The organism is Streptomyces sp. NPDC048415 (assembly GCF_040651675.1).
In the GTDB taxonomy this organism is placed as follows: Bacteria; Actinomycetota; Actinomycetes; order Streptomycetales; family Streptomycetaceae; genus Streptomyces.
Genome location: NZ_JBEZKJ010000003.1, coordinates 145,696 through 170,208 on the forward strand (window position 1 = coordinate 145,696; position 24,513 = coordinate 170,208).

General features: G+C 69.3%; 23 protein-coding genes and 2 pseudogenes. 10 read left to right on the forward strand and 15 right to left on the reverse strand.

The features are described 5' to 3' along the window. Nucleotides 1–2 precede the first annotated feature (2 nt). A pseudogene (locus tag AB0D27_RS03770) lies at nt 3–310 on the forward strand (IclR family transcriptional regulator C-terminal domain-containing protein); the annotation flags it as partial. On the opposite strand, the gene AB0D27_RS03775 reads toward AB0D27_RS03770, so the two are convergent. The 5 genes from AB0D27_RS03775 to AB0D27_RS03795 form a co-directional block, all read right to left on the reverse strand. Continuing rightward, a complete protein-coding gene (locus tag AB0D27_RS03775) occupies nt 261–1,196 on the reverse strand; it encodes a PDR/VanB family oxidoreductase (RefSeq protein ID WP_362501644.1) in 936 nt (311 codons plus the stop codon). The pseudogene AB0D27_RS03770 and the gene AB0D27_RS03775 overlap by 50 nt on opposite strands. Then, complete coding sequence (locus tag AB0D27_RS03780; protein WP_362501646.1) at nt 1,193–1,363, reverse strand: hypothetical protein; 171 nt, start codon at nt 1,361–1,363, stop codon at nt 1,193–1,195. Before AB0D27_RS03780 ends, AB0D27_RS03775 begins: the two co-directional genes overlap by 4 nt. Beyond that, nucleotides 1,360–2,424: an aromatic ring-hydroxylating dioxygenase subunit alpha gene (locus AB0D27_RS03785; RefSeq protein ID WP_362501648.1), complete on the reverse strand. Its 1,065-nt coding sequence runs from the start codon at nt 2,422–2,424 to the stop codon at nt 1,360–1,362. Before AB0D27_RS03785 ends, AB0D27_RS03780 begins: the two co-directional genes overlap by 4 nt. Before the next feature lie 766 nt (nt 2,425–3,190). Further along, on the reverse strand, nt 3,191–4,069 hold the full coding sequence (locus AB0D27_RS03790) for an aldo/keto reductase (RefSeq protein ID WP_362501650.1): 879 nt from the start codon (nt 4,067–4,069) through the stop codon (nt 3,191–3,193). A gap of 136 nt (nt 4,070–4,205) precedes the next feature. Beyond that, nucleotides 4,206–4,931, reverse strand: a complete 726-nt coding sequence (locus AB0D27_RS03795) for an ATP-binding protein (protein WP_362501652.1) — start codon at nt 4,929–4,931, stop codon at nt 4,206–4,208. A 201-nt stretch (nt 4,932–5,132) separates the two neighbouring features. Between AB0D27_RS03795 and AB0D27_RS03800 the strand changes: the two genes are divergently transcribed. Together AB0D27_RS03800 and AB0D27_RS03805 are read left to right on the forward strand one after the other, a co-directional pair. Next, entirely contained in the window at nt 5,133–5,357 is a 225-nt protein-coding gene (locus tag AB0D27_RS03800) for a hypothetical protein (RefSeq protein ID WP_362501654.1), read from the forward strand. A gap of 175 nt (nt 5,358–5,532) precedes the next feature. Continuing rightward, nucleotides 5,533–6,125 (forward strand): annotated as a pseudogene (locus AB0D27_RS03805) (aldo/keto reductase); the annotation flags it as partial. 134 nt (nt 6,126–6,259) lie between these two features. On the opposite strand, the gene AB0D27_RS03810 reads toward AB0D27_RS03805, so the two are convergent. The 3 genes from AB0D27_RS03810 to AB0D27_RS03820 are packed head-to-tail and all read right to left on the reverse strand — an operon-like array spanning nt 6,260 to nt 8,227. After that, complete coding sequence (locus AB0D27_RS03810; protein WP_362501656.1) at nt 6,260–6,826, reverse strand: NAD(P)H-dependent oxidoreductase; 567 nt, start codon at nt 6,824–6,826, stop codon at nt 6,260–6,262. Nucleotides 6,827–6,848: 22 nt separating this feature from the next. Further along, a complete protein-coding gene (locus tag AB0D27_RS03815) occupies nt 6,849–7,820 on the reverse strand; it encodes a pirin family protein (RefSeq protein ID WP_362501658.1) in 972 nt (323 codons plus the stop codon). Between the two features lie 29 nt (nt 7,821–7,849). Beyond that, complete coding sequence (locus AB0D27_RS03820; protein ID WP_362501660.1) at nt 7,850–8,227, reverse strand: DoxX family protein; 378 nt, start codon at nt 8,225–8,227, stop codon at nt 7,850–7,852. Nucleotides 8,228–8,617: 390 nt separating this feature from the next. Here AB0D27_RS03820 and AB0D27_RS03825 point away from each other — a divergent pair, with 390 nt between their 5' ends. Both AB0D27_RS03825 and AB0D27_RS03830 read left to right on the forward strand, forming a co-directional pair. Then, nucleotides 8,618–9,568, forward strand: a complete 951-nt coding sequence (locus tag AB0D27_RS03825; RefSeq protein WP_362501662.1) for an NmrA family NAD(P)-binding protein — start codon at nt 8,618–8,620, stop codon at nt 9,566–9,568. Between the two features lie 377 nt (nt 9,569–9,945). After that, nucleotides 9,946–10,413 (forward strand): MarR family winged helix-turn-helix transcriptional regulator, encoded by a 468-nt coding sequence (locus AB0D27_RS03830; protein ID WP_362501664.1) that lies wholly within the window; start codon nt 9,946–9,948, stop codon nt 10,411–10,413. Nucleotides 10,414–10,581: 168 nt separating this feature from the next. Here AB0D27_RS03830 and AB0D27_RS03835 read toward each other — a convergent pair whose 3' ends face one another. Continuing rightward, complete coding sequence (locus tag AB0D27_RS03835; protein ID WP_362501666.1) at nt 10,582–11,070, reverse strand: carboxymuconolactone decarboxylase family protein; 489 nt, start codon at nt 11,068–11,070, stop codon at nt 10,582–10,584. Nucleotides 11,071–11,189: 119 nt separating this feature from the next. On the opposite strand from AB0D27_RS03835, the gene AB0D27_RS03840 reads away from it, so the two are divergent. Together AB0D27_RS03840 and AB0D27_RS03845 are read left to right on the forward strand one after the other, a co-directional pair. After that, on the forward strand, nt 11,190–12,179 hold the full coding sequence (locus tag AB0D27_RS03840; RefSeq protein WP_362501668.1) for a pirin family protein: 990 nt from the start codon (nt 11,190–11,192) through the stop codon (nt 12,177–12,179). Between the two features lie 139 nt (nt 12,180–12,318). After that, nucleotides 12,319–13,413 (forward strand): LLM class flavin-dependent oxidoreductase, encoded by a 1,095-nt coding sequence (locus tag AB0D27_RS03845; protein ID WP_362501670.1) that lies wholly within the window; start codon nt 12,319–12,321, stop codon nt 13,411–13,413. A 517-nt stretch (nt 13,414–13,930) separates the two neighbouring features. Here the strand turns inward: AB0D27_RS03845 and maeA are convergent. The 3 genes from maeA to AB0D27_RS03860 form a co-directional block, all read right to left on the reverse strand. After that, complete coding sequence (gene maeA / locus AB0D27_RS03850; protein ID WP_362501672.1) at nt 13,931–15,028, reverse strand: oxaloacetate-decarboxylating malate dehydrogenase; 1,098 nt, start codon at nt 15,026–15,028, stop codon at nt 13,931–13,933. Nucleotides 15,029–15,240: 212 nt separating this feature from the next. Further along, nucleotides 15,241–15,984, reverse strand: coding sequence for an Asp/Glu racemase (locus tag AB0D27_RS03855; protein WP_362501674.1), 744 nt, complete (start codon nt 15,982–15,984; stop codon nt 15,241–15,243). A 346-nt stretch (nt 15,985–16,330) separates the two neighbouring features. Beyond that, nucleotides 16,331–16,816: a hypothetical protein gene (locus AB0D27_RS03860; protein WP_362501676.1), complete on the reverse strand. Its 486-nt coding sequence runs from the start codon at nt 16,814–16,816 to the stop codon at nt 16,331–16,333. Nucleotides 16,817–17,536: 720 nt separating this feature from the next. Between AB0D27_RS03860 and AB0D27_RS03865 the strand changes: the two genes are divergently transcribed. Further along, nucleotides 17,537–19,588 (forward strand): phosphocholine-specific phospholipase C, encoded by a 2,052-nt coding sequence (locus AB0D27_RS03865; RefSeq protein WP_362501678.1) that lies wholly within the window; start codon nt 17,537–17,539, stop codon nt 19,586–19,588. 55 nt (nt 19,589–19,643) lie between these two features. Further along, nucleotides 19,644–20,504, forward strand: coding sequence for a phospholipid scramblase-related protein (locus AB0D27_RS03870; RefSeq protein ID WP_362501680.1), 861 nt, complete (start codon nt 19,644–19,646; stop codon nt 20,502–20,504). Nucleotides 20,505–20,667: 163 nt separating this feature from the next. Here the strand turns inward: AB0D27_RS03870 and AB0D27_RS03875 are convergent, their stop codons facing one another. Together AB0D27_RS03875 and AB0D27_RS03880 are read right to left on the reverse strand one after the other, a co-directional pair. Continuing rightward, nucleotides 20,668–21,618 carry a hypothetical protein gene (locus AB0D27_RS03875; protein WP_362501682.1) on the reverse strand — a complete coding sequence of 317 codons (951 nt, stop codon included), beginning with the start codon at nt 21,616–21,618 and terminating at the stop codon, nt 20,668–20,670. Continuing rightward, nucleotides 21,615–22,466 carry a phosphatase PAP2 family protein gene (locus tag AB0D27_RS03880; protein ID WP_362501684.1) on the reverse strand — a complete coding sequence of 284 codons (852 nt, stop codon included), beginning with the start codon at nt 22,464–22,466 and terminating at the stop codon, nt 21,615–21,617. The genes AB0D27_RS03875 and AB0D27_RS03880 overlap by 4 nt, the downstream gene beginning before the upstream one ends. A gap of 221 nt (nt 22,467–22,687) precedes the next feature. On the opposite strand from AB0D27_RS03880, the gene AB0D27_RS03885 reads away from it, so the two are divergent. Next, nucleotides 22,688–23,305 carry a TetR/AcrR family transcriptional regulator C-terminal ligand-binding domain-containing protein gene (locus tag AB0D27_RS03885; protein ID WP_362501686.1) on the forward strand — a complete coding sequence of 206 codons (618 nt, stop codon included), beginning with the start codon at nt 22,688–22,690 and terminating at the stop codon, nt 23,303–23,305. Between the two features lie 139 nt (nt 23,306–23,444). On the opposite strand, the gene AB0D27_RS03890 is transcribed toward AB0D27_RS03885, so the two are convergent. Then, nucleotides 23,445–24,467 (reverse strand): DUF2510 domain-containing protein, encoded by a 1,023-nt coding sequence (locus AB0D27_RS03890; RefSeq protein WP_362501688.1) that lies wholly within the window; start codon nt 24,465–24,467, stop codon nt 23,445–23,447. Nucleotides 24,468–24,513: the final 46 nt, after the last annotated feature.

Sequence of the window (24,513 nt, forward strand, 5' to 3'; positions counted from 1 at the left end):
CGTCCGCCCGCACGATCGTCTCGGCCGAGCTGTTGAAGGCCGGACTGCGCCGGGTACGGCGGCAGGGGTGCGCCATCGTCGACCAGGAGCTGGAGGAGGGCCTGCGCTGGGTCGCCGCCCCGGTGCGGGAGCGGGACGGCGAGGTGGTCGCGGCGGTCGACATCCCCGTGCACGCGAGCCGCAACTCGGCCGAGTCCGTACGCCGTGACCGCTGCCCCACTTGCTGGCGACGGGGGCCCGCATCGAGGCGGACCTCCAGGTCACAGGTCCAGGACGAGCCGCTTCCCCCGGCAGCGGGACACACAGATGAGCATGGTCTCGCCCGCCTCCCGCTCCTCGTCCGTGAGCACCGAGTCCCGGTGGTCCGGAGCCCCGTCGAGGACGTCCGTCTCGCAGGTCCCGCAGGTGCCCTCGGTGCAGGAGAAGAGCACCTCCACGCCGGCGGCGCGCACGGTGTCGAGCACGGAGACGTCCGGCGCGACGGTGAGTGTGCGGCCCGAGCGCTCCAGGACCACTTCGAACTCCGTGTTCTCACCGGCGACTTGAGCCTTCGGCTGGAAACGCTCGACGTGCAGGACCCCGGCGGGGCAGCGTGCCTCCACCGCGTCGAGGAGCGGCCCTGGACCGCAGCAGTACACGAGGGTGCCCTCGGGAACGCCGGCGAGGACGGAGGCGAGGTCGAGCAGCCCGGCCTCGTCCTGGGGAGCGATCGTCACCCGGTCGCCGTACCGGCTCAACTCTCCGGTGAACGCCATGGATTCGCGGGTCCGCCCGCCGTACAGCAGTGTCCACTCAGCGCCCGCCGCCTCCGCCGCGGCCAGCATCGAAAGGATCGGCGTGATACCGACGCCGCCCGCGATGAAGCGGTATCGCGGGGCGGGCTCGAGCGCGAAGTGGTTGCGTGGACCTCGGACGCGGACCTTGTCGCCTTCATCCAACCGACCGTGGACGTACGCGGATCCACCGCGCCCGTCCGGCTCGCGCAGTACCGCGATCCGCCAGGCCTGGCGGTCCGCCGGGTCACCGCACAGCGAGTACTGGCGCTCCAGGCCGGGCCCGAGCACGACGTCGATGTGGGCGCCCGGCTCCCAGGAGGGGAGTTTCTCGCCGAGCGGGTGGCGCAGGGTGAGGGCGAGCACGCCGTCGGCCGCGGACTCCCGCCGCTCGACGACGAGTTCGGCTTCGTACAGGGTCATCGTTCGTTTCCTCGGGGCGCGTGTCCTTCGGGGTGGGCGAGCATCCACTCCCACATCTGGATCGGGTCCTGGGCGGTGTGCTCGGCGCCGCAGTGGCAGGTGCCGTGCAGGACATCGGTGCCCGGGAGCCAGTCGACGCGGTAGATCTCGCCGGTGGGACTTGTCACTGGACCTTCTCCATCGGCTTGTCGCCCTCCTCGACCAGCCGGGCCAGGATGCGGCGGGCGGCTAGACCACCGGTGTCGATGTTGATGCTCAGCTCCTGGTAGCCGGTGCGCTCGGTGCCGAGCGTCCTCTGCAGCAGGTTGAGCGCGTCGACGTCCTGCATCACGACCGTGTGGTTGAAGTCCCGCAGGAACGTGGTGACTTCGTCGTCGTCGCGGGCGAAGTCCCGGGAGACCGCCCAGAAGTCGTACACCTTGCCGTCACCGGACGGCGTGATCGCGTACGTGATCTCCGTGTGGAAGGCGTTCGGGTCGCTGCCGTCCGACTCCGGCAGCACACCCACCGGCGCGATCCGGCTGTGCAGCAGATACAGGCACGGCGCGAAGTACTCGATGTCCTGCCAGCGGGTGATGCGGCCCTCGATGCCGGTCGAGCGGGCGTAGAACGGCGGGCACTCGGCGTCGTCCATGTGCCGGGAGACCCGCACGACGCCCGCGCCCTCGTCGACCTCGGTGGTGATCGGCGTCTCGGCGACCTCGGGCGTGCCGATGTAGCCGCCGTGCAGATAGGTCTCGTGGGAGAGGTCGAGGAGGTTGTCGACGAGGAGGCCGTAGTCGGCGTCGATGGGCTCCATGCCGCAGACCGTGGTCCAGTCCGGCGAGTCCATGTGACGGGCGCGCGGGAGGGTCGTCGGATCGGCGAGGGCCGGGTCGCCGATCCAGACCCAGACGAACGAGTCCTGCTCGAGCACCGGGTACGAGGCGACACGCGCCGTGCGCGGTATGCGCTTCTGGCCCGGCACGTACACACAGGTGCCCGTCGTGTCGTAGGTGAACCCGTGGTACCCGCACACGATCCTGTCGCCGTCGAGCCGGCTCTCCGAGAGCGGGAAGCGGCGGTGCACGCAACGGTCGGACAGTGCGACGGCCGTCCCGTCGTCCTCGGTGCGGTAGAAGACGACCGGCTCGCCGAGGATCGTCCGGCCGAGCAGTTCACGCCCCACCTCGTGGGAGTAGGCGGCGACGTACCACTGGTTTCTGGCGAAGGCGGTCATGTGCGGCATGAGAGGGGTCCCGTCATCCTCGACGTCGTGTCGGGAACACCATGACGATGTCGCCTACACCCCGGCAATAGGACTTCCGTCGGACGGAAACTCCCTGGCCAGCCGCTTGCTGCCTACCACGTGGTATTCAGTTCGCTTCACCGCTCCGGCCGAGAGCGGGAGAGGTGCACTTTCTCGTCCTGCACTCGCGGGGTCGAATCGGGGTCGAATCGAGCACTTCGACCGTTCCACGGGTCGATGCGCTCTCTTGCCGCGACGGTTAGCCTCGCTTCGTCATCGAGTTTTTCACATTAGGGGCGGACCGGGTCAAGTCCCCTTGGCGGGCTCGCCATCAGGCCGCTTGTTCCCCGGACGCGTCCAATGGGGCAAACAAGCCGCTGAAGGTGGTGACGGCCACGCCCTCCACGGCCCGCGGCGGGTGCGTCCCCGGCCAACTCCTGGGGGCCCCAGATCAGGTACCCGGTGCCCAGGCCGAAGGACCCGAGCGCCATAGGGGGGAAGGCGAAGGCGGCGAAGGTGAGCTCCATGTCTGCTCATTCCTTGTGGTTATGCGGGGGCTGGGCGATCAGCGCGACGCCCGGCGGCGATACCCAGGGCGGTCGCCGTAGCCTGGACGTCCGATGATTCGGACGAGGTCTTCTCGGCAAAGAGCGCACTCGCTCGACGTCGGCTGCGGTGGGCGAGGTTCGACGGGATGGTGGACGGTGGTTGCTGACCGGTGGCGCCGTGCCGCCCGGGATGCGGCGGGTCGGGCGGCAGGGGCGAGTCAGGCGCCGGTGGTGTGGGTCAGCGCGGAGAACTCCTCGTCCGTGAGCGTGATCTCCGCCGCCGCGACGTTCTCCTCCAGGTGGGCAACTCGGGAAGTGCCCGGGATGGGAAGCATCACCGGCGAGCGGCGCAGCAGCCAGGCCAGCGCGAGCTGCGCCGGACTGGCGCCGTGCCGCTTGGCCGCGCTGTCCAGTGGGCCGCCTGGACGCGCGAGCTCACCCGTGGCTATGGGGAACCACGGGATGAAGGCCAGGTTCTCGCGCTCGGCGTAGTCCAGGACGTCCTCGGCACTCCGGTTGGCGAGGTTGTACAGGTTCTGCACCGATACGATGTCCGCGATCTGGCGCGCCTGCTCGATCTGCTCGACGGTGACCTCGGACAAGCCGATGTGCTGGATCTTGCCCTCCTGCTGGAGGAGCACCAGCTCCCCGAGTTGCTCGGCCAAGGGCACCTTGGGGTCGATGCGGTGCAGCTGGTACAGGTCGATGCGCTCCACATCCAGGTGACGCAGACTCAGCTCGGTCTGCTGTCGCAGGTATTCGGGCCTGCCAAGGGGGCGCCAGTCGTCCGGGCCGGACCGAGACAGGCCGCCTTTTGTGGCGATGACGAGATCGTCCGGGTAAGGCTGCAGCGCCTTGTGGATCAGCTGTTCACTCACGAAGGGCCCGTAGGAATCGGCGGTGTCGATGAAGTTCACCCCGAGTTCCACGGCGCGCCGCAGGACCCGCACGGCCTCGTCAGGGTCCTTGGGCTCGCCCCACACGCCGGGGCCGGTCAGCTGCATGGCTCCGTAGCCGAGCCGGCGGACGGGCAGGTCACCACCGAGGGGGAAGGTGCCGGAAACCTCAGCGGGACGGAAAAGAGAGGGGTTGCTCATGATATGTCCTTTCATAAGGTTGGTGGTGCGTCGCAGGTCCCCGAGCGCTCGGCTGGGAGTCGACCAAGCGATCAGGCGGCTCCGTCATACCCGGGGCAACGACGTGCCCTCGCTCCCCGGCACAGGACTCTCGATGTCAGGGCCCGCACGAGCCGGTACGACGCACCTGCTCCCGTTCGGTCGAAGGGGCAGTCACGTCGGCCCAGTGGATGGCGCACCCGGCCTGCTGTTGGTCGCCGTGTGCGGCGGCGAGCCGGTCGATGATCACCAGTCCGCGACCGCACTCGTCGTTGACGGGGTCGACTGCCCGGTCGCAGTGCGGCGCGGCAGGACCTCCGTCGGACACCTCGATGTGCACCCGCCCGGAGGCGGGGTCACAGCAAAGTCCGAGGCACAGGGGCGGCTGTGCGTGTTGCACGGAGTTGGTGACGAGTTCGGAGACGGTCAGCAGCACCGAGTCGGCCGTCTCCCCAGTGACTTCGCAGTGGGAGAGCAGCTGTCTGGTGATCCTGCGGGCTTCCCCGGCGGCCTCCGGGCGGTGCTCAAGGACCCACCTGCTGTCGGATGCCGGCGTTTGCCGGGTTTCGGCCTGTCGGCGGAAAAGACCTGGTGGGCAGGCATACATCACGGCCATCACCTTCTTACAGCAACTCGGTTGTGCCTTCGGACTATGGGTCCTGCTTGTGCTGTACGTCACAACCTTCGCGTCGATCCGTGCGTTGTGTCTTCGCGGCCAGCACCCAACCTCCGTACCGGCCAGCAGGAATCCGCCGACCTCAGCCAGCAGCAGCACGCAACGGCGGGGCTGGGACCTCGGCGCTCCACCGTGCCCGGTCCGAGCCGGGTCTCCCTCCGGTGCCATCACACCGCTGACAGCGGGGTGCGAGAGTCCCGCCTGGCATTGCAGCTAGCAGGTATACCGAGATGCCCGTTGGCGGGGGCAGACATTGGGGCCGCCCCCGCAGACCGCAGACGTCGAGACCGCTCGCTGACGGTCTGAGCTGGCCGGACGTGCAGCGCGCCAACGATCACGAGTGCAGAGCTGCCGAGACCTTGGTGGGCAATGCGTACCCTGGTGGCCGCCGTACAGCGAGCGGACCCCGACTGCCGCCGCATCGTCCATGCCGTACGGGTGGGGCAGTTGGGCGCGATCGCGGGCGCGGAGTCCGCCGGTTTCCGCTACGTCGTCGACGTCGACGTAGGGAAGGCGGACATCAGCCTGCTGGTCGCCGAGCCGGACTGGGCGACCAGGACCGACATCGACCTGGATCGCGTTCCGGGAGCCTGAGGGCTCGGGGTGTGAGACGAGAGGCGCGAGTGTCGATTGTTCCTTGAGCCGGTGGCTTGAAGCCGCGCCGCCGCGAGCCGGGCGGCACGCGGGGGCGCGGCCGGGTCTGTTCCCCGCCAGGCAGGTGCCGTTACGCCCAGGTGCAACCCCACGGCGCGCGGGTAGCGTCGGGCTCATCACGCAAGACACGCCGATCGCGCACGAGTCAGGGATCTTCCAGATCGCCGGCAAGCCGGTGGCCCGGCTGGGCTTCGGGACCATGCGGCTGACCGGACCCGGCATCTGGGGCGAGCCGGACGACCGCGAGGAGTGCCTGCGCGTCGTCGGTCGTGCCGTCGAACTCGGCGGGCAGCTGATCGACACCGCCGACTCGTACGGCCCCCATGTCAGTGAGGAGATCATCCGCGAGGCGATCCACCCGTACCCCGACGACGTGCTGATCGCCGCCGAGGCGGGCTTGACCGCCCGGGCCCAAACGTGTGGGCCCCGGTCGGGCGGCCCGAGTACCTGCGGCAGCAGGCCGAGATGAGCCTGCGGCGGCTCGGCCTGGACCGCATCGGCCTGTTCCAGCCGAACCGCATCGACGCGCTGGTGCCGCTCGAGGACCAGGTCGGCGAGCTGAAGCAGCTCCAGGACGAAGGCAAGATCGTGGCGATCGGGCTCTGCGAGGTCACCGTGGGCCAGATCGAGCAGTCCCGGCGGATCGCGGAGATCGTCTCCGTGCAGAACCGCTACAACCTCACTGACCCCACCTCGGAAGACGTGGTCGACTACGAGTCGGTCGGTCGAACCACGTCGTGGTGGTGAGGGTGCTGTGCCGCGGCCCGGGTTTCTCGTCCCGTGAGAGTCGTGGCGATGTCGGACCCGCCGCCGACGGGCCCGGCATCGGCAGGAGCTGTGGCTCAGGCGGCGGGGGTGCGCAGCGGCGCCAGGGCTCCGCTCCAGGCGACGACCTGGTCGAGCAGGACGCCGAGGGCCTGCGTGTTGTAGTCGCCGGGCTTGAAGACGCTGAAGTTCTCGAACTCGGTCATCAGCGACAGCGCCACCTGCTGGCGTACGTCGGCCATCTGCAACTCGCCGACGACCAGCCGCAGGTGCTCGACGGCGCGGGCGCCGCCGACCCCGCCGTACGACACGAAACCGGCCGCCTTGTTGTTCCACTCGTTGTAGAGGTAGTCGATGGCGTTCTTGAGCACGCCGGAGGTGCTGTGGTTGTACTCCGGGGTGACGAAGACGAAGCCGTCGAAGGAGGCGATTGTCTCGGCCCACTTCTTGGTGTGGTCGTTCTGGTACTGGCCCATCGACGGGGGCAGCGGCTCGTCCAGGTGCGGCAGCGGGTAGTCACGCAGGTCGACGAGCTCGTACTCGGCGTCGCTGCGGCTGGAAGCGATGTCGTAGACCAACTTGGCCACCTGCTCGCCGTTGCGGTTGGGGCGGGTGCTGCCGAGGATGATGCCGATCCTGGTCATGGCTATTCCTTGGGACGAAGCTTCAGGAAGTGTGCGGGAGGGGTTGGGCGGGGATGACGCCGAGGCGGCCCGCCTGGTAGTCCTCGAAGGCCTGCTGGACCTCTTCGGGGGTGTTCATCACGAACGGGCCGTACTGGACGACGGGTTCGCGGAGGGGAAGGCCACCCAGCACGAAGAGTTCCAGCTTGGGAGAACGGGACTCCTGGACCCGGTCGGCGGTCACACGCAGTGCGTCACCCGCTCCGAAGACGGCGAGCCGGCCCTCCTCGATCGGGCGGCCCTCGCCGCCGACCGTCCCGTGGCCCGCCAGGGCGTAGACCAGCGCGTTGTAGGCCGGATCCCAGGGCAGGTCGACCCGGGCGCCGGGCTCGACGGTGAGGTGGGCGACGGTGATCGGGGTGTGGGTGGTGCCCGGGCCGGTGTGGCCGGCGATGTCTCCGGCTATCACGCGGATCAGCGCGCCGCCGTCGGGGGTGGTGAGCAGTCCGGTGTGCTTGCCGCGGATGTCCTGGTAGCGCGGCGGGCTCATCTTCTTGGCCCGGGGCAGGTTGACCCACAGCTGCACGCCGTGGAACACCCCGCCGCTCCTGACCAGATGCTCCGGCGGCTTCTCGATGTGCAGGATGCCGGCGCCCGCGGTCATCCACTGGGTGTCGCCGTCCGTGATCTGCCCGCCGCCGCCGTTGGAGTCCTGGTGCTCCACGGCGCCGTCGATGAGATAGGTGACGGTCTCGAAGCCTCGGTGCGGGTGCCAGGGGGTGCCCTGTGCCTCGCCCGGCGCCTGCTCGATCACGCCCATGTGGTCCATGTGCACGAAGGGATCCAGCTCGGGCAACGGCACCCCGGCGAAGGCGCGGCGCACCGGGAAGCCCTCACCCTCGAAGCCGTGCTGCGCCGTGGTGAGGCGGCGGACGGGCCGGTAGACGGTGCCGGCCGGGTCCAATTCCGGCAGTCGCGGCAGGACCAGGACGTCGTCCACGGTGATGGCAGGCATGCGTTTCTCCTTTCGCTTCCTGCTGCTGTTCAGAAGGAGTGCGGCCCGAAACGGCCCCAGGCCACGAAGGCGGTCAGGGCGAGCAGGACCACGTTCACGACGACCGACTGGGCCTCCCCGCGTCGGCTGTGCGTGATCCCGGCCCCGAACATGGTCAAAGCCAGACCGCTTGCGGCCAGCGGAACCAGGTCCGGCGCGATGTCCACCGCCGCGGGCAGAATCAGCCCGAGCGCGGCCAGAATCTCCAGTAGGCCGATCGTCCTGATCGCTCCCGGCGAGAAGTCCTCGGCCCAGCCCATGGACGGGGAGGCGGTCAGCTTCTCCTTCGGCTGGGCGAGCTTGGCAGCGCCGGCACCGAGGAACACCAGAGCGAGCAGGGCGGCGACAGCCCACAGGGCGACGTTCATTGATACCTCTTGTGATCGGGTTGTGCGGATCCGCGCGGTGGGGTGCCCCGCAATGATCATTGATGTGTCATCTAACGTAGAACAGAGTAGATGACACATCAACCCCCGAGGTCCGGGACGGCCGATGCCGTCACGGTGTCCGGTCAGGCGCCGATGACGAGCTTGCCCCGCAGCGCTTCGGCGGGAACGCTGCGGTACTTGCCCAGCGGAGGGCCAGGATGACCTCCCTTATGGGCGAGCGGTGGCGCACACCGACGCCGTACCGTGCGGCCATTTGGTTGAACCTGGCCGAATCTCTCACCTGTGAAGGTTGATGTATCAACTGCGACTGGGTACATTGCAGTTGACGCGTCAACGAGACAGTTCTCTCCTCGGGCAGGGGCACCTTAAATGAGCGACAAGAAGGTCATCGCGGTCACCGGAGCAACGGGCGCACAGGGCGGAGGTGCGGCACGGGCGATTCTCGCCGATCCGGATTCGGGCTTTGCGGTACGCGCGCTGACCCGGACTCCCGACTCGCCCGCCGCCAAGGAACTCGCCGGCCTCGGGGCCGAGATCGTACAGGCGGACTTCCACGACGAGCCGACGGTACACAAGGCGTTCGAGGGGGCCTACGGCGCCTTTCTCGTCACCAACTTCTGGGCGCACGGCTCGGCGGCCAAGGAGACGGAGGAGATCAACGTCCTGGTCCGGGCCGCCGAGGCTGCGGGCCTGCGGCACGTGGTGTGGTCGACGCTGGAGGACACCCGCGACCTGCTGCCGCTGGACGACGAGCGGATGCCCGTCCTGCAGGACAGGTACAACGTGCCGCACTTCGACGCCAAGGGGGAGGGGAATGAGCTGTTCACGCAGGCCGGAGTGCCGACGACGTTCCTGAACACCACCTTCTTCTTCCAGGGCTTCCTGCAGGGCATGGGCCCCAAGCGCGCCGAGGACGGCGTACTGACCCTGACCCTGCCGCTGGAGGACGGCAAGCTCCTTGCCGGTGTGGACGTGGCGGACATCGGCCGGACCGCTCACGCCATCCTCCAGGGCGGTGACCAGTTCATCGGCAGCACCGTCAACCTGGCGGGCGACCACCTGACCGGCGCCCAGTACGCGGAGAAGCTGGGGGCCGCGATCGGCGAGCCGGTGCGCTTCCAGGCTGTGCCCTACGACGTCTTCCGCTCCCTCGACATTCCGGCGGCCGAGGAGATCGCCAACATGTTCCAGTACTACGGAGACTTCGACCGGGAGTTCACCGGCGCCCGTGACCTGGACCGGCTCCGGCAGCTCAACCCGGCGCTCAAGAGCTTCGACGACTGGCTGGCCGAGAACGCCTCGAAGATCGCGATCAGCTGAACAGAGGTGCGACGAGCACGGTGCCTCTTGGAGGGCCCGGCCGTTGCGATCGCCTACGGCTCGCCCCGGCCGCCCCGGACTCGTCGTCAGTGAACTGGTGATGCAAGACCATCTGGGCTGAGCAGCCCGTCACGGAGCAGACCGATCCGGTCATGTGGGGCGTGCAGTCCCTGGCACTTCGACACGGGTCGGAGGAGCGGGTGGTTGTGGAGTAAATCCGGAGACGCGGCCCTGGACAGTCAAGGCAGGACAGGCCGAGCCGCGCCTCCGGAGTCGGAGTAGGCCCTCAGGCGGGGCCGGGCGGGCTGTGGCCGGGTATCTCGCCGAAAATGCCGCGGCAACTTCGGTGAACTGTCAACTACGTTTACACTTTTTCCATGGAAGAGACGGTGCGGTGGTTGACGCCGGAGGAGCAGCACGCATGGCGGGGCTTCGTCAGGCTGCATGAAAGGCTCGGGGGCCGGTTGGCGCGCCTGCTGCAGACGGAGTCGAATGTGTCGGCTGCGGACTTCGCGGTGTTGGTCCATCTGACGGATGTGCCGGAGGGGCGACAGCGGTTTCTGGATCTTGCCCAGGCGTTGGAATGGGAGAAGAGCCGGATGTCCCATCACATCGCCCGGATGGTCAAGCGCGGGCTGGTGACGCGGCAGGAGTGCCCTGAGGACGGACGCGGTGCGTTCGTGGTGATCACCGAAGGGGGGCGGGAGGCGATCGAGGCTGCCGCCCCGCGCCATGTCGAGGCGGTGCGAGCCCTGTTCCTCGACCATGTGACGCCGGCAGAGTTGCGGGTGCTGGCCGACATCTCTGATCGTGTCGTGGGCAAGTTGGACGAGGACCCGTCCTGACCGGAAGGGGCGAGTCGGGCGGCAAGTGGTGACAGGGGGGTACGGAGCCCTGTCGGCGTGAAGCCGTACTGGCCGAGGTGTGGCGGCCGGTGTTGGCCCGGCGTGGGGTTACATGACCAGGGCGAGCGTCGCCGCGGTGGCCACGGAGACCGGGATGAGCCGGTGGCCCTACATCTTGGGGAGCGGCGGCACTGGGTGCTTGCTCATGATCGACACCCTGTTGAACGCGTTGATGGTGATCGCCACCCAGATCGCGGCGGAGACCTGTTCATCGGTGAGGACCTCCCGGGTGACCTCGTAGGCGGACGTCTGGGCGTCGGCGTTCGTCGGATCGGTCGTCGCCTCGGCCAGTGCGAGCGCCGCGCGCTCCGAGCGGGTGAACATCTCGGTGTCCCGCCAGGCCGCCAGTACTCCCAGCCTCTGTGCCGACTCGCCCGCCCGCAGGGCTGCCTTGGTGTGTACGTCGAGGCAGTAGGCGCAGCCGTTCATCTGTGACACCCGGAGGTTGATCAGTTCGACGGCGGTGCGGTCGAGCCCCGCCTCGGCGGCGGTCGCGCGTACCGCCTCCGAGGTCTGCGCCAGGGCGTGGAAGGCCTTGGGGCTCTGCTTGTCTATGAAGATCCTCCGGAGTACGGATCTGGCGGTGCGGTGGGTCACTTCGGGCCTCCTCGGGCCGCTCGGGGTGGCCTGCACGCCGGGTATGCGCTGTGGCCATCGGTCTGTTCTCATGGCATGGTAGTTGATGTGACAACCAGAGTGTGTGAGGGGTGGTCCCGGTGAGTAATGCCGAAAGCGAACCTGCGGCGCTGCGGTGCGGAGTGCTGGTTGGCGACGGCCGACCGGCCGGAGCGCCCCGGGTCGATGTGCTGTCGGCGCGGGAGGTGCCGTTGGGCGGGCCGCGTGCCTTGCTCGTCCGGCGGACGCTGCCGCAGCGGGCCCGGACGCTCATCGGAGCCTGGTGCTTCGCCGACCACTACGGTCCCACCGACGCCACCGCGACCGGCGGCATGGACGTCGCCCCACATCCGCACAGCGGGCTGCAGACCGTGAGCTGGTTGTTCAGCGGGGAGATCGAGCACCGGGACACGCTCGGCACCCGCGCCCTGATCCGGCCCGGCGAGATGAACCTCATGACCGGCGGCTACGGCATCGCCCACTCGGAGATCTCCACCCCGCGCACCACCGTCATCCACGGCGTCCAGCTGTGGGTGGCGCTGCCCGAGGAGTACCGGAACACCGAACGGGACTTCCAGCACCACGTGCCCGAACCCGTGCGGGTTGACGGGGCCGAGATCAGGGTCTTCCTGGGCTCGCTCGCCCAAAGCACCTCGCCGGTGCGGACCTTCACGACCTTGCTCGGGGCCGAGATCCTCCTCGAACCGCGCGCGGCGGTCACCCTCGCCGTGGACCCCGCCTTCGAGCACGGCCTTCTCGTGGACAGCGGGGACATCCGCCTGATCGACACCGAGCTGCGCCCGGCCGAACTCGGCTATGTGCCCTGCGGTGTCGACGCCCTCACGGTGGTGAACGAGTCGGACGGTCCGGCACGGACGATCCTGCTCGGGGGCCCTCCGTTCGACGAGGAGATCGTCATGTGGTGGAACTTCATCGGCCGCAGCCATGAGGACATCGTCCGGGCCCGGGAGGACTGGGAGGCGTCCTCCGACCGCTTCGGTGTCGTCGAGGGCTATCCGGGGAGCCGCCTTCCCGCGCCGGCTCTGCCGAACGCCGTCATCATGCCGCGCGGGAATCCCCCGCGTCGCTGACCTTCGTACGAAAGGGCACCTCATGAGCCAGTCTTCAGCCGCTCCGAGGGCGCCGGGCCGGCCGCGAGAGTGGAATGGGGACGCTCCGCGGTGCGTTGCGCGCATATAGTTGATATGTCAACCACGGGAGCTGAAGACGATGCAGTTCGGCATCTTCACCGTCGGTGACGTGGCCACCGACCCGACCACGGGTCGCACCCCGACCGAGCGCGAGCGGATCAAGGCGATGGTCACCATCGCGCAGAAGGCCGAAGAGGCGGGTCTGGACGTCTTCGCCACCGGCGAGCACCACAACCGGCCGTTCGTGCCGTCGTCCCCGACCACGATGCTGGGCTGGATCGCCGCACGCACTGAGCGGATCGTCCTTTCTACGGCCACCACACTGATCACCACCAACGACCCGGTGAAGATCGCCGAGGACTACGCGATGCTCCAGCACCTGGCCGACGGCCGGGTGGACCTGATGATGGGCCGCGGCAACACCGGCCCGGTCTACCCCTGGTTCGGCAAGGACATCCGTCAGGGCATCAACCTGGCCATCGAGAACTACGCGCTGCTGCACCGGCTGTGGCGCGAGGACGTCGTCGACTGGGAGGGACGGTTCCGTACGCCGCTGCAGGGCTTCACCTCCACGCCGCGGCCGCTGGACGGCGTACCGCCCTTCGTCTGGCACGGCTCCATCCGCTCCCCGGAGATCGCCGAGCAGGCCGCGTACTACGGCGACGGCTTTTTCCACAACAACATCTTCTGGCCCAAGGAGCACACCAAGAAACTGATCGACGTGTACCGGGAGCGGTACGCGCACTACGGCCACGGCACCCCCGAGCAGGCCATCGTCGGCCTCGGCGGCCACGTCTACATGCGCCGCAACTCGCAGGACGCCATTCGCGAGTTCCGCCCGGTCTTCGACCACTCGCCGGTGATGGGCGGGGGGATTTCCCTGGAGGAGTACATGGAGCAGACCCCGCTGACCGTCGGCACCCCTGAGCAGGTCATCGAGAAGACGCTTACCTTCCGTGAGTACTTCGGCGACTACCAGCGCCAGCTGTTCATGGTCGACGGCGGCGGAGTCCCGCTGAAAACCGCGCTGGAGCAGATCGACATGCTGGGCCAGGAGGTCGTACCGGTGCTCCGCAAGGAGTTCGCCAAGAACCGGCCGGCCGACGTGCCCGACGCCCCCACCCACGCCTCCCTCCTCGCCGCTCGAGACGCAGAGCGTGCGGCGACCGCTTGAGACCGAAAAGGAACGCTTCGTGGCGGGCGGCCTACGAGGGTGACGTACACGAGGACGGTCGCCGCCACTCCCATGGCCCAGCGAGGCGCGTTGCGCCGCACCCTGCCTTTTCGCGGGTGTGCGTCGGACGTGGGATCGGGCTGCCTACCGGGACCACGAGGACGACGGACGGGGCCGGCGGTCACCGGATCGTCCCTTGTCGACCTGGGCGCTGCCGAAGTACACGACGGAGGTCCCGGCCCCGCGGACCGCCACTGGGGAGTCGACGGCGGTGCCGGTGGCGGCGGCTGCGGTGGCGGAGCTCGCCGCCCGGTGCGACCTTCAGGCCCGTCACGGCGACGGTCGTGAGGCTGCGGCCATGCGACCTTCAGGCCCGTCACGGCGACGGTCGTGAGGTTGCGGCCAGGATCGCGGTGCGTGTCGTACGGCGGTGAACGCGCATGGGTTCTCCGTCGCCGGGGGCTCGCCCTGATCGTGGGCAGCTGACTGGCAGCGCGCCCCGGCCCAAGCCCAGCGGTCAGGACGCGTACCGGGGTGTCCACTGCGCTGCCGAGATCGCGGCACGCAGCTCGGCGTCCGTGGCCTCGGGTGCGACGCCGTCCTCGACGGCGGCCTTCGCCGCGGCCAGCGCGATCTCGCGGGCCGCGTCCCTCAGGCCCACCAGCGGTGGCAGCAACGGGGTCACCTCGTTGGAGCCCGCCCGCACCGCGCACTCCCCAACGGCCCGCGCCGCCGCCACCATCATGCGGTCGGTCACCCTCGAGGCCCGGCAGGCGGCCACGGCCAGTCCGATGGCGGGGAAGACATAGACGTTGTTGGCCTGCGCCACCGGCACCTCGCGCCCGTCCAGCTTCAGCGGCGGGAAGGGCGAACCGGCGGCGATCAGCGCCCTGCCTTCGGTCCAGTGGGCGAGGTCGGCAGGCTCGGCCTCGGAGTGTGAGGTCGGGTTGGACAGCGGCAGGATCACCGGTCGGTCGCAGGCGTCGGCCATCGTCCGCACGATCTCCTCGGTGAACGCGCCGTGCGCCGTGGACAGCCCGATCAGCACCGTCGGCTTCACCTCGCCGACGACCCGCGCCAGGTCGGGCACACCCGCGCCCCACTCCCGTACCTCCGCGTCGTCGCGCGCGTACACCCGCTGCTCGGGTGAGAGGTCGGTGCGAGAGCGCACCAGCAGGCCGCCCACGTCGACGAACCAGAAGTGGTCGGCCGCCTGCTGCTGGGAGACACCCTCCTCGACGAGCGCGGTGCGGATCATGTCGGCGACGCCGATCGCCGCTGATCCCGCGCCGAGGACCACGATGCGGTGGTCGGTCAGCCGCGATCCGGCAACCATCGTGGCGGTGCTCAGCGCGCCGAGCGCCACGGCCGCGGTGCCCTGGATGTCGTCGTTGAAGGTCAGCAGCCGGTCCTGGTAGCGGCCGAGGATGGGACGGGCGTGCGCGGTCGCGAAGTCCTCCCACTGCAACAGGGTCCCGGGTAGTTCTGCCTCCACGGCGGAGACGAACGCCTCGACCATTTCGTCGTACTCGGCACCGGTGACGCGGTGCTGCCTGCGGTCGGCGAGGTGCCGCTCGACGAGGAGGCCACCATTTGCCCTTCGGCAAGATGACATGTCGGCGGTATCGATGGAGGTCCGGTCGGATCTTCGTCTGGAGTCGGCCACGGCGGCCGCGAGGTCGGAGAGGGCTCCGAGAGACTCAAGGCGTCGACCATGTCGAAGCGCGCGGCCGTACCACGGGCGTTGCATGCCCCACAGGGCGCTCGCGTTGGGCCAGCCCGTCAAGCCTCCGACTGCGGGCTCAGGCTCCGGAGATCCGTCCGATGTCAGCCTTTGAAGAGGGCGCCTGAGTCGGGGACGGGGGTGTGGGCGCCGAGTGCGGACAGCAGCTGCCAGGAGGTGGCGGTGGAGGCGGTGATGACGGGCAGGTTGACGATGGCTTCGGCGGCGGGGATGGCTTGCAGGGAGGGCATCTGCACGCAGGCGCTGAGGACCACGGCGTCGGCGCCGCGCGTGTCGAGCCGGCCCGCGATGTCGGGCAACTGGCTCTGGTCGACGCGTCCGACGGCGAGGTTGTCGTCGACCTCCAGGCTGATCGCGTCCTGGACCTCGATGCCCTCGCCCTCGATGTAGTCGACCACGAGCGCGGTGAGGGGTTTGAGGTAGGGGGTCACGAGTGAGACCTTGCGGGCGCCCATGTGGTGCAGGCCGGCGACGAGTGCCCCCGCGCTGGATACGACGTGCACGGGCGCGCCGGCGTCCGCCGCGGTCTGGGTGAGCCGTTTTTCGATGTCGCGGTGTGCGCCGCGGCCCTGGGACATGATGGCGACCAAGCAGGCGTAGGCCATGACGTCCACGGCCGCGTCGGCCAGCTCGATGGCCGCGCGGTCGGCGTCCGCGTTCATCGCGGCGAGTTCTTCCGCGCTGACCGTTTTCATCCGCATCCGGCTGGAGTGGAACGTGAACCGGTCACCGGTCTCCGCCGCCACGCGGCGCAGCACCTCAGGGACTTCCGTCTCCATCGTCGTGTTGGAACTCGGCACCAACAGGCCCACACGGTAGGAACTCATCACACTTCGCCTTTCCTTAGATACGAGACACGCAGGTAAATCAGGACGTTGTCGCGGCTGAGCCGACCCCGCAGGCTTCGGTTCCTCGACCGAAGACCGGTGGCGGCTGCCGTCGGGTGCAGCCTGGGATGGTCATGAAGGTGATGGCGGCCGGCGTCTTGCGGTCAGCCGCTCGACGGCGGCCGCCATCCTGAGGGGATGCCTGATCTCTGCGGGCCAGCGCACCAGGAATCCCCGGCTTCGCGGGCACCAACCACCCGAGCTGGTCCGGTGACGAACCGCTTACCGGCCCACCGGCGTCAGGAAAGACGCGGTGTGGTGTGGGTCGGCGTTCCGTGGCTGGTCCTCAGTTACAGGATGCGTGCAGGCCACGGTTCTGCAGCCAGTCCAGAACGGTCGTCGCCGCCTTCGCCAGCTGCTCGGGCTGGTTACGGAGATAATGGTTCGCGCCGACGAGATGGTGCCGGGAGACCTCTCCGCTCAGGGTGTTCTCGATGAGGTCGGCGTGCGTGGTGGGCACCGCGTTGTCCGCGCCGGCGGTGACCACCAGGGCGGGCACCGTCACCTGGGATCCGAACTTCACCGTCGACGCGTTGGTCTCGTCGATGCTCCACTGCGAGAGCCAGCTGCGGAGCGAGGAGAACCGGGCCAGCGCGATGGGCGAGTTGTTCACCTGGGACGGAATGCCGATGAAGGACGTCCCGGCCTGTCGCTCGTTCGGTTCGAGCGTGGGGTCGAGCCAGCGGGGATCGGCCATCGTGCCGTAGACCACGAACGGCAGGCTCAGGCCGGTCTCTCCGTTCGGGCCCGCCTCGGCGAGCCTTTCCTTCACCCAGGCAGTGATGCGGCGGCTTCGTTCCAGCTGAGCCAGACGGTTGCGCAGGTGAGCCGGTCGGGTCGCCAAAGCGGGTCGCGGACGAGAAGTCAAGGCCTGCCTGCTCTGCGGTGTCCTCGCCTCTCGCGCAAACGGCTCCACGTGACTCGACCCCGCGATCTGCTGTGCGGCGAGGGCTGGAGTGACGTCATGTCACGCAGTCGGCGGGCGTGGTGGGAGTGATCAGGCACGAGAGCTGCTCCGATTGGTCCTGCTAGGCGGGTCGCTACCCGCCAAGTGGGCCATTGGAATAGCCCGCACCGGGCGGCCGCCCCGGCGTTGGGGGCGGTCGCCCCATGCATTGCGGTCGGCCTCATCACCCCCACGCAACCGCAGGTCAGAAAGGTGCGCTAGCTGTACCACTGGTTCCTGGCGAAGGCGGTCGAGTGAGGCATGGCGTTGCTGTCCCTGAAGGCGGGGCATCCTCGCCCCGCTGGCTCCAGATTCGTGACGGCCGCCACAGCCGGACAATGCTCCTTCCGTCAGGCGGAAGAGCCATGGCCCGTCGGTCGGCGGGCTGACGACCCGTCCGAAAACGTTCGTCTCACGTACCGCCGAGTTTCACATTGGGGTCACAGGACCCTTCCCTGACGTTTGGTGCTCTTGGAACACTCCTTTCGCGCACGTTCCCTCATCATCCGGCCGACCGGGCCCGTCAGGACAAGAGGTCACCCACCCATGCCTCAAGTGAATCGGCGCCATTTCCTCCAACTCGCCGGCGCCACCGCCGGGTTCACCGCGCTGTCCAACAGCATCCAGCGTGCCGCGGCACTGCCCGCGCACCACAGTTCCGGCACGATCGACGATGTCGAGCACATCGTCGTACTGATGCAGGAGAATCGTTCCTTCGACCACTACTTCGGCTCGCTGAGAGGCGTCCGCGGCTTCGGCGACCCGCGTCCGGCCACGACCTCGGGCACCAAGTCGGTCTGGTATCAGTCGAACGGCACCAAGGACGTGCTCCCCTTCCGTCCCGAGGCGGACAACCTGGGCCTGCAGTTCATCCAGGACCTCCCGCACGGCTGGAGCGACGGACATACCGCCTTCAACAAGGGCAAGTACGACAAATGGGTGCCCGCCAAGTCGTCGACGACCATGGCGTACCTGACGCGCGAGGACATCCCGTTCCACTACGCGCTCGCCGACGCGTTCACCATCTGCGACGCGTACCACTGCTCCTTCATCGGCTCCACCGACCCGAACCGCTACTACATGTGGACGGGTTACACCGGCAACGACGGCAAGGGCGGCGGCCCGGTCCTCGGCAACGACGAGGCCGGGTACGACTGGACGACGTACCCCGAGCGCCTCGAAGCGGCCGGGGTGTCCTGGAAGATCTACCAGGACGTCGGCGACGGCCTGGACGCCAATGGCTCCTGGGGCTGGATCTCCGACGCGTACCGCGGCAACTACGGCGACAACTCGCTGCTGTACTTCAACAAGTACCGCAACGCCAAGCCGGGTGACCCGCTCTACGACAAGGCCCGCACCGGCACCGACGCTCGCAAGGGCGAGGGCTTCTTCGACCAGCTCAAGGCCGACGTCCAGGGCAAGAAGCTGCCGAAGATATCCTGGATCGTGGCGCCCGAGGCGTTCACCGAGCATCCCAACTGGCCTGCGAATTACGGTGCTTGGTACATCTCCCAGGTCCTGGACGCGCTCACCTCCGACCCGGAGGTGTGGAGCAGGACGGCGCTGTTCATCACGTACGACGAGAACGACGGCTTCTTCGACCACCTCGTGCCGCCGTACCCGCCGCAGTCCGCCGCGCAGGGCAAGTCCACGGTCGACGTCGGCCCCGACCTGTACACGGGTGACGCGAGCCACGCCGCCGGACCGTACGGGCTCGGCCAGCGCGTGCCGATGCTCGTCGTCTCGCCCTGGAGCAAGGGCGGTTACGTCTGCTCCGAGACGCTCGACCACACCTCGATCATCCGGTTCATGGAGCGCCGCTTCGGCGTGCACGAGCCCAACATCTCGCCCTGGCGGCGCGCGATCAGCGGAGACCTCAGTTCGGCCTTCGACTTCGCCCGCAAGGACACGAAGCCGGTCGCGCTGCCGGACACCGACGGCTACCAGCCGCCGGACCACGACCGCCACCCCGACTATGTGCCGACGCCGCCCGCGAACCCCGTCCTGCCCCAGCAGGAGCGCGGCTCGCGCCCGGCCCGCCCGCTCAAGTACGCGCCGCTGGTGGATGGTTCGGTGGATGCGACGGCCGGTAAGTTCACGCTCACCTTCGGCTCCGGAGCCAAGGCCGGCGCCGCCTTCCTCGTCACCTCCGGCAACCGCACCGACGGCCCCTGGACATACACCACCGAGGCGGCCAAGACCGTCTCGGACACCTGGAACTCGGCGTACTCGAACGGCTCGTACGATCTCACCGTGCACGGCCCCAACGGCTTCCTGCGCACCTTCAGGGGCCCGGGGAAAGCCGCGGGGCCCGAGGTCACCGCCCGCCATGTCGGCAGCGACGTGGAGCTGACGTTCACCAACAAGGGCTCCGGCACGGTCACGTTGAAGCTCACCGACGGCTACGGCGGAACGTCGCAGTCCCTCAAGGTGCGGGCGGGGGCCACCGTGAAGCACACGGTGGACCTGCGGGCGAGTAAGCGCTGGTACGACCTGACCGTCGTGTCGAACGCCGACGAGGGCTTCTTGCGCCGGTTCGCCGGACATGTCGAGAACGGGCTGCCCGGTGTGAGCGACCCGGCGATGGTCACCGGGTGATGGCGGTCACCCGAGGGCCGGTTGTATTCCGGCCAACGCGCGGTAGTGTGCCCCGGTGACCACGCATTCGAACACTCCTGCAGGTTGGTACCCGGATCCGCACGGGGCGCCCCAGACGCTGCGCTACTGGGACGGCTCGCAGTGGACGGAGCACACGAATGCGGACCAGCAGGCCCAGGGCGCGCCGCAGGTGCCGCAGCAGGCTCAGCAGCCGCAACAGGCGTACGCCCAGCAGCAGCCGGCCGCGGGTCCCGACCCGCGGGTGCAGCGTCAGGTGCAGCAGCAGGCCGGGGTCGCGCCCAGCGGTGCCGGCGGCGGCAGCCTGTTCACCGAGCCGGTCCTGGTGGTGAACCAGAAGGCCAAGCTGATCGAGGTGACCAACGAGTACAGGGTCATGGATCAGAACGGCAACCAGATCGGCTCGGTCACCGAGGTCGGGCAGGGTGCGATCAAGAAGGTCCTGCGCTTCGTCTCCAGCCTCGACCAGTACATGACCCACAAGCTGGAGATCCGTGACGCGTACGGGCAGCCGCAGTTGCTCCTCACACGCCCCGCGAAGTTCCTCAAGTCGAAGGTGATCGTGTCGCGCCCGGACGGCTCGCCGGTCGGCGAGATCGTGCAGCAGAACATGATCGGCAAGATCAACTTCGCGATGAACGTCAACGGCCAGAAGGTCGGCGCGATCAAGGCGGAGAACTGGCGCGCCTGGAACTTCGCGATCGTCGACCACGCGGAGAACGAAGTCGCCCGGATCACCAAGACCTGGGAAGGCCTCGCGAAGACGATGTTCACCACTGCGGACAACTACGTCCTGCAGATCCACTACCAGCTCCCCGAGCCCCTGCTGAGCCTCGTCGTGGCGACGGCACTCACCGTCGACACGGCCCTCAAGCAGGACTCCCGCGGGCTGGGCTGACCCGGCGTACAAGGAAGGGCGGCCGCGGACCTCCGCGACCGCCCTTCTTGTGTCTCGGCCGGGGCCTGTCCGGCGGATCGGGTCGGAGGAAAGCTACGGCACCCGATCAGTGCCGGTGAGCGTGTCGGGCCCCGCGTCTCCGGCATGATCCGCCGGAAAGCCCCTAAAGGGCCGTCAGATGGCCCGAGTTCGGCTGTCGCGGCACCAACGAGGGTTCGTACGCTGCCGAGTCCGGCTCCAGTGCCAGTACCGCGGCGACCGGATGGTCCTCGTGCACCACGGGGACGGGCAGCGGCTCGGGCGCCGACCGCGACAGCGTCACCACGCCCCACGCCGCGACCGCCGCTCCCACGAGCGCCAGCAGCACGCCCGCCGCGCCGCCCTGCAGGCGTTCGCCGAGCAGGGACAGGCCGATCACCGCGGCGGCCAGCGGATTGGCGAGCGTCACCACGGCGAGCGGAGCGCCGAGACCGCCCTGGTACGCGGTCTGCGACAGCAGCAGCCCGCCCGCCGCGAAGGCCGCCACGAGCAGCGCCACCACGACGACTTGGGCGCTCAGCAGCGAGTCCGAGCGGTCGGTGGCGGCCACCGTCACCGTCTGCGTGAGCGCCGACGCGACACCCGAGGCGAAGCCTGACGCGGTCGCGTGCCGCAGCCCCGGCCGGGTGCCGGGGCGCGAGAGTGCGCCGATCGCCACGGCGGTCGCAGCGGCGACGGCCAGCGCCTGCGGCACGCTCAGTACGTCGTCGGGCGCGGGCCCTGACGCCGTGACGAGCAGAGCGGCGAGGCCGATCAGAGTGAGCGCCGTTCCGCGCCACTCGACCGCGCTGACCCGCCGTCCCGCCACCCGCGCGCCCAGCGGCACCGCCGCCACCAGCGTGAGCGCGCCGAGCGGCTGCACCAGGGTGAGCGTGCCGTACTTGAGCGCGGCGACGTGCAGCAGCGCGGCGGACGCGTTCAGCACGACCGACCACCACCAGGCCCCGTCGGTCAGCAGCCGCAGTGTGCCCGCGCCGGGAGAGCGGGAGGCCAGCCGTTCCTGGGCGACGGCCGCGGCGGCGTACGCGACGGCTGAGAACAGCGACAGGACCACGGCGGCGAGAGTGGCGCTCATCGTCCCGCCCCCACGAGTTCCGGCATCTCCGGTACGGAGGCGTCGGCGCGCTCCTGGGCGCTTCCGGCGGTCGTCGCGGTCCGGTGCGGCAGGTGGACCACGGCGAGCGCGATGCCGAGCAGCGCGGTCGCGACGATCGCGTCGAGCCAGTAGTGGTTCGCGGTGCCCACGATCACCAGCAGGGTGAGCAGCGGATGCAGCAGCCACAGCCAGCGCCAGCGGGAGCGGGTCGCCACGATCAGGCCGATCGCCACCATCAGCGCCCAGCCGAAGTGCAGTGACGGCATCGCCGCGAACTGGTTCGCCATCGCGTCGGTCGCGGGGTGTACCCCGTACACCGTGGGCCCGTACGCCTGTCCGGTGTCCACGAGACCCGCCTCGCCCAGCAGGCGCGGCGGCGCGAGCGGGAAGGTGAGGTGTCCCATCAGGGCGGCGGCGGTGACCAGGGCGAGGACTCGGCGGGCCCATATGTAGTGGGCGGGGCGCCGCAGGTACAGCCAGATCAGGAAGGCCGCGGTGGCCGGGAAGTGGACCGCCGCGTAGTAGGTGTTCGCGAGGTGCACGAGGGCGTCGCTGTGCAGCAGCGCGGTCTGTACGGCGCCCTCGCCGGGCAGACGCACGGCCCGCTCGAGGTCCCACACGCGGTGCGCGTTGCGGAAGGCCTCGGGCGTGTGGCCGGTGGCGAGCTGACGGCCGACCTTGTAGACGACGAAGAGTCCTACGACGAGCAGGAGCTCGCGCAGGAGCGGCGGGCGTGCCGCGGTGTCCTGCGGCGACGCCCCTGGTATGGCCGCGTCGGGCGGCTCCGGTTCTGATGCGGACTCTGCAGGCTCGGTTCGGGAATCCATCCCCCGGCCCCCTTGCTGACGGTATTGCGTGGGGTGATGCGCGGTGAGCCCAGGACAGGATCCACTCGACAGAGGAGTGGATCCTGTCCAAGGCTCATCGATACGACAGTGTACCGATACGCCAGTGTACCGATACGCCGCCGTACCGGTACACTGACGTATCGATTAGACTGATGTGAAGAGCACCACCGAACGAGTCGATCCGAGCGAGGAGAAGAGCCATGACGTCGCAGGCCGCGGACGGACCGGAGACGGTCGTCGCCTCGCGCCGCTCCAAGATCACGCCCGAGCGTGAGCAGGAGTTCTACGACGCCGTGCTCAACCAGATCCGCGAATGCGGCTACGAAGCGCTCACCATGGAGGGCGTGGCCGCCAGCACCCGCTGCAGCAAGTCCACGCTCTACCGCCAGTGGAAGACGAAGCCCCAGTTCGTGGCCGCCGCGCTGCGCGCCAACCGCTGCCCGCGCTTCTCCGGCATCGACACGGGCTCGCTCGCCGGGGACCTCCGCGAGGCGGCGCGCGCCGCCGGAGAGTGGTCCGGCCGTGACAGCGCCCAGCTGCTCCAGGCGCTCGGCCATGCCGTGACGCAGGACAAGGAACTCCAGCAGGCGCTGCGGGACGCACTCGTCGAACCCGAGGTCGCCCAGCTCAAGGAGATGATCCGGCGCGCGGTCGAGCGGGGTGAGGTCGCCGCCGACCATCCGGCTCTGGAGTTCATCCCGGCGCAGCTGCTCGGCGTGCTGCGCGTGCGCCCCGTGCTGGACGGCGAGTACGCGGACGCGGCGTATCTCACACAGTTCGTGGAGGCTGTCGTGCTGCCGGCACTGGGCCTGACCTGAGACTCAGGCCGCCGTCCGCGGGATGACCGGACGTCGGCCTGTTCGCGCCGCACCGTGGGGACGGGGGCGGCGCGCACCACCGGCCGGGTGGGGTGCCCCTTGAGCGGAGGGGCTTCCCACCCGGCCGAACTCTTGTCCGTCAGACGTTCTGCCCGTTGCCGCCGGCCCCGGACGCCACCTTGATGCCCTTGGTGATCGTGTCGATCACCGACTGCTTGGGCGCCTTGGAACTGTCGTCGACGCCGAAGCGGACGACGACCAGGGACTTGGAGTCGGCGGGGGAGGGGAAGACGAGCGATTCGACGTAGCCGTCGTCGCCCTTGCTCGTCACGACCTTCCAGCGGACCAGATAGCCCTTCTCCCCGGCCACCGTGACCGCCTTGGAAGCGAGCTCGGTGTGCGAGGTGATCGTGCCGTAGCCCTTGCCGTACGACTCGGTGGCGTTCTTGGAGATGTCCTCCTTGGCCGCCGCCTCCGCCGTGGTGGACTTCAGGCCCTGCACTTCTGCGGGAGCCGAGTAGGCCCCGCCCCGCTGGCACTTCTGCGAGGTGTCGCCCGGGCACTTGTAGGTGTCCTTGGTGGAGACGGCCGCGCCGACCGTACCGCTCTGGCCGGTCCAGCCGTCGGGCACCGGGATGCTGATGCCGCTGAGCGCGTCGGTCGCATAGCCGTCCTCGGTCCCCGGCTGCCCGGACTCACCGGGCGCCGGGGTCTGACCGGGCGCGGGGGTCTGGCCGCCGGAACCGCCGGGCAGGCCGCCGGAGCCGCCCTGTCCGTCGCCGGGACCGCCCGTGCCGCCCTGGCCACCACCGGGTCCGCCCTGGCCGCCGTTCACGCCGCCCGGGCCCTGGGAGTTCGCGCTGTTGCCGCCGTTGCCGTCGTTCTTGGTCAGCGCGTACACACCGCCGCCGATGGCCGCGAGGACCGCGATCGCCGCGGCGACGGCTATGCCGGTGCGAAGACCTCGCCGCCCGGTGCCCGGCGGAAATGCCGGATACGGTCCGGCCGCCGACGGTTGTGTCGGGGGACCCCATGCGGCGGCCGACCCGACAGCGCGGGTCTGGTCCGTCCATGCCTTGCCGTCCCACCAGCGCTCGGCGGCGGGAGTGTCACTTGTCTGCCCGGGGTCGGGATACCAGCCGGGAGGAGTCACCTGCGTCATGGTCCCCACCGTATGAGCCCCGGGTGAAAGGCGGATGAGAGGGCTC

What these genes read in the sequence shown, in the direction of transcription:
- AB0D27_RS03775 (WP_362501644.1), bottom strand. Translation starts at nt 1,196, where the DNA reads ATGACCCTGTACGAAGCCGAACTCGTCGTCGAGCGGCGGGAGTCCGCG.
- AB0D27_RS03785 (WP_362501648.1), bottom strand. Translation starts at nt 2,424, where the DNA reads ATGCCGCACATGACCGCCTTCGCCAGAAACCAGTGGTACGTCGCCGCC.
- AB0D27_RS03790 (WP_362501650.1), bottom strand. Translation starts at nt 4,069, where the DNA reads ATGAGCAACCCCTCTCTTTTCCGTCCCGCTGAGGTTTCCGGCACCTTC.
- AB0D27_RS03795 (WP_362501652.1), bottom strand. Translation starts at nt 4,931, where the DNA reads ATGGCACCGGAGGGAGACCCGGCTCGGACCGGGCACGGTGGAGCGCCG.
- AB0D27_RS03800 (WP_362501654.1), top strand. Translation starts at nt 5,133, where the DNA reads ATGCGTACCCTGGTGGCCGCCGTACAGCGAGCGGACCCCGACTGCCGC.
- AB0D27_RS03810 (WP_362501656.1), bottom strand. Translation starts at nt 6,826, where the DNA reads ATGACCAGGATCGGCATCATCCTCGGCAGCACCCGCCCCAACCGCAAC.
- AB0D27_RS03815 (WP_362501658.1), bottom strand. Translation starts at nt 7,820, where the DNA reads ATGCCTGCCATCACCGTGGACGACGTCCTGGTCCTGCCGCGACTGCCG.
- AB0D27_RS03820 (WP_362501660.1), bottom strand. Translation starts at nt 8,227, where the DNA reads ATGAACGTCGCCCTGTGGGCTGTCGCCGCCCTGCTCGCTCTGGTGTTC.
- AB0D27_RS03825 (WP_362501662.1), top strand. Translation starts at nt 8,618, where the DNA reads ATGAGCGACAAGAAGGTCATCGCGGTCACCGGAGCAACGGGCGCACAG.
- AB0D27_RS03830 (WP_362501664.1), top strand. Translation starts at nt 9,946, where the DNA reads ATGGAAGAGACGGTGCGGTGGTTGACGCCGGAGGAGCAGCACGCATGG.
- AB0D27_RS03845 (WP_362501670.1), top strand. Translation starts at nt 12,319, where the DNA reads ATGCAGTTCGGCATCTTCACCGTCGGTGACGTGGCCACCGACCCGACC.
- maeA (WP_362501672.1), bottom strand. Translation starts at nt 15,028, where the DNA reads ATGTCATCTTGCCGAAGGGCAAATGGTGGCCTCCTCGTCGAGCGGCAC.
- AB0D27_RS03855 (WP_362501674.1), bottom strand. Translation starts at nt 15,984, where the DNA reads ATGAGTTCCTACCGTGTGGGCCTGTTGGTGCCGAGTTCCAACACGACG.
- AB0D27_RS03865 (WP_362501678.1), top strand. Translation starts at nt 17,537, where the DNA reads ATGCCTCAAGTGAATCGGCGCCATTTCCTCCAACTCGCCGGCGCCACC.
- AB0D27_RS03875 (WP_362501682.1), bottom strand. Translation starts at nt 21,618, where the DNA reads ATGAGCGCCACTCTCGCCGCCGTGGTCCTGTCGCTGTTCTCAGCCGTC.
- AB0D27_RS03880 (WP_362501684.1), bottom strand. Translation starts at nt 22,466, where the DNA reads ATGGATTCCCGAACCGAGCCTGCAGAGTCCGCATCAGAACCGGAGCCG.
- AB0D27_RS03885 (WP_362501686.1), top strand. Translation starts at nt 22,688, where the DNA reads ATGACGTCGCAGGCCGCGGACGGACCGGAGACGGTCGTCGCCTCGCGC.
- AB0D27_RS03890 (WP_362501688.1), bottom strand. Translation starts at nt 24,467, where the DNA reads ATGACGCAGGTGACTCCTCCCGGCTGGTATCCCGACCCCGGGCAGACA.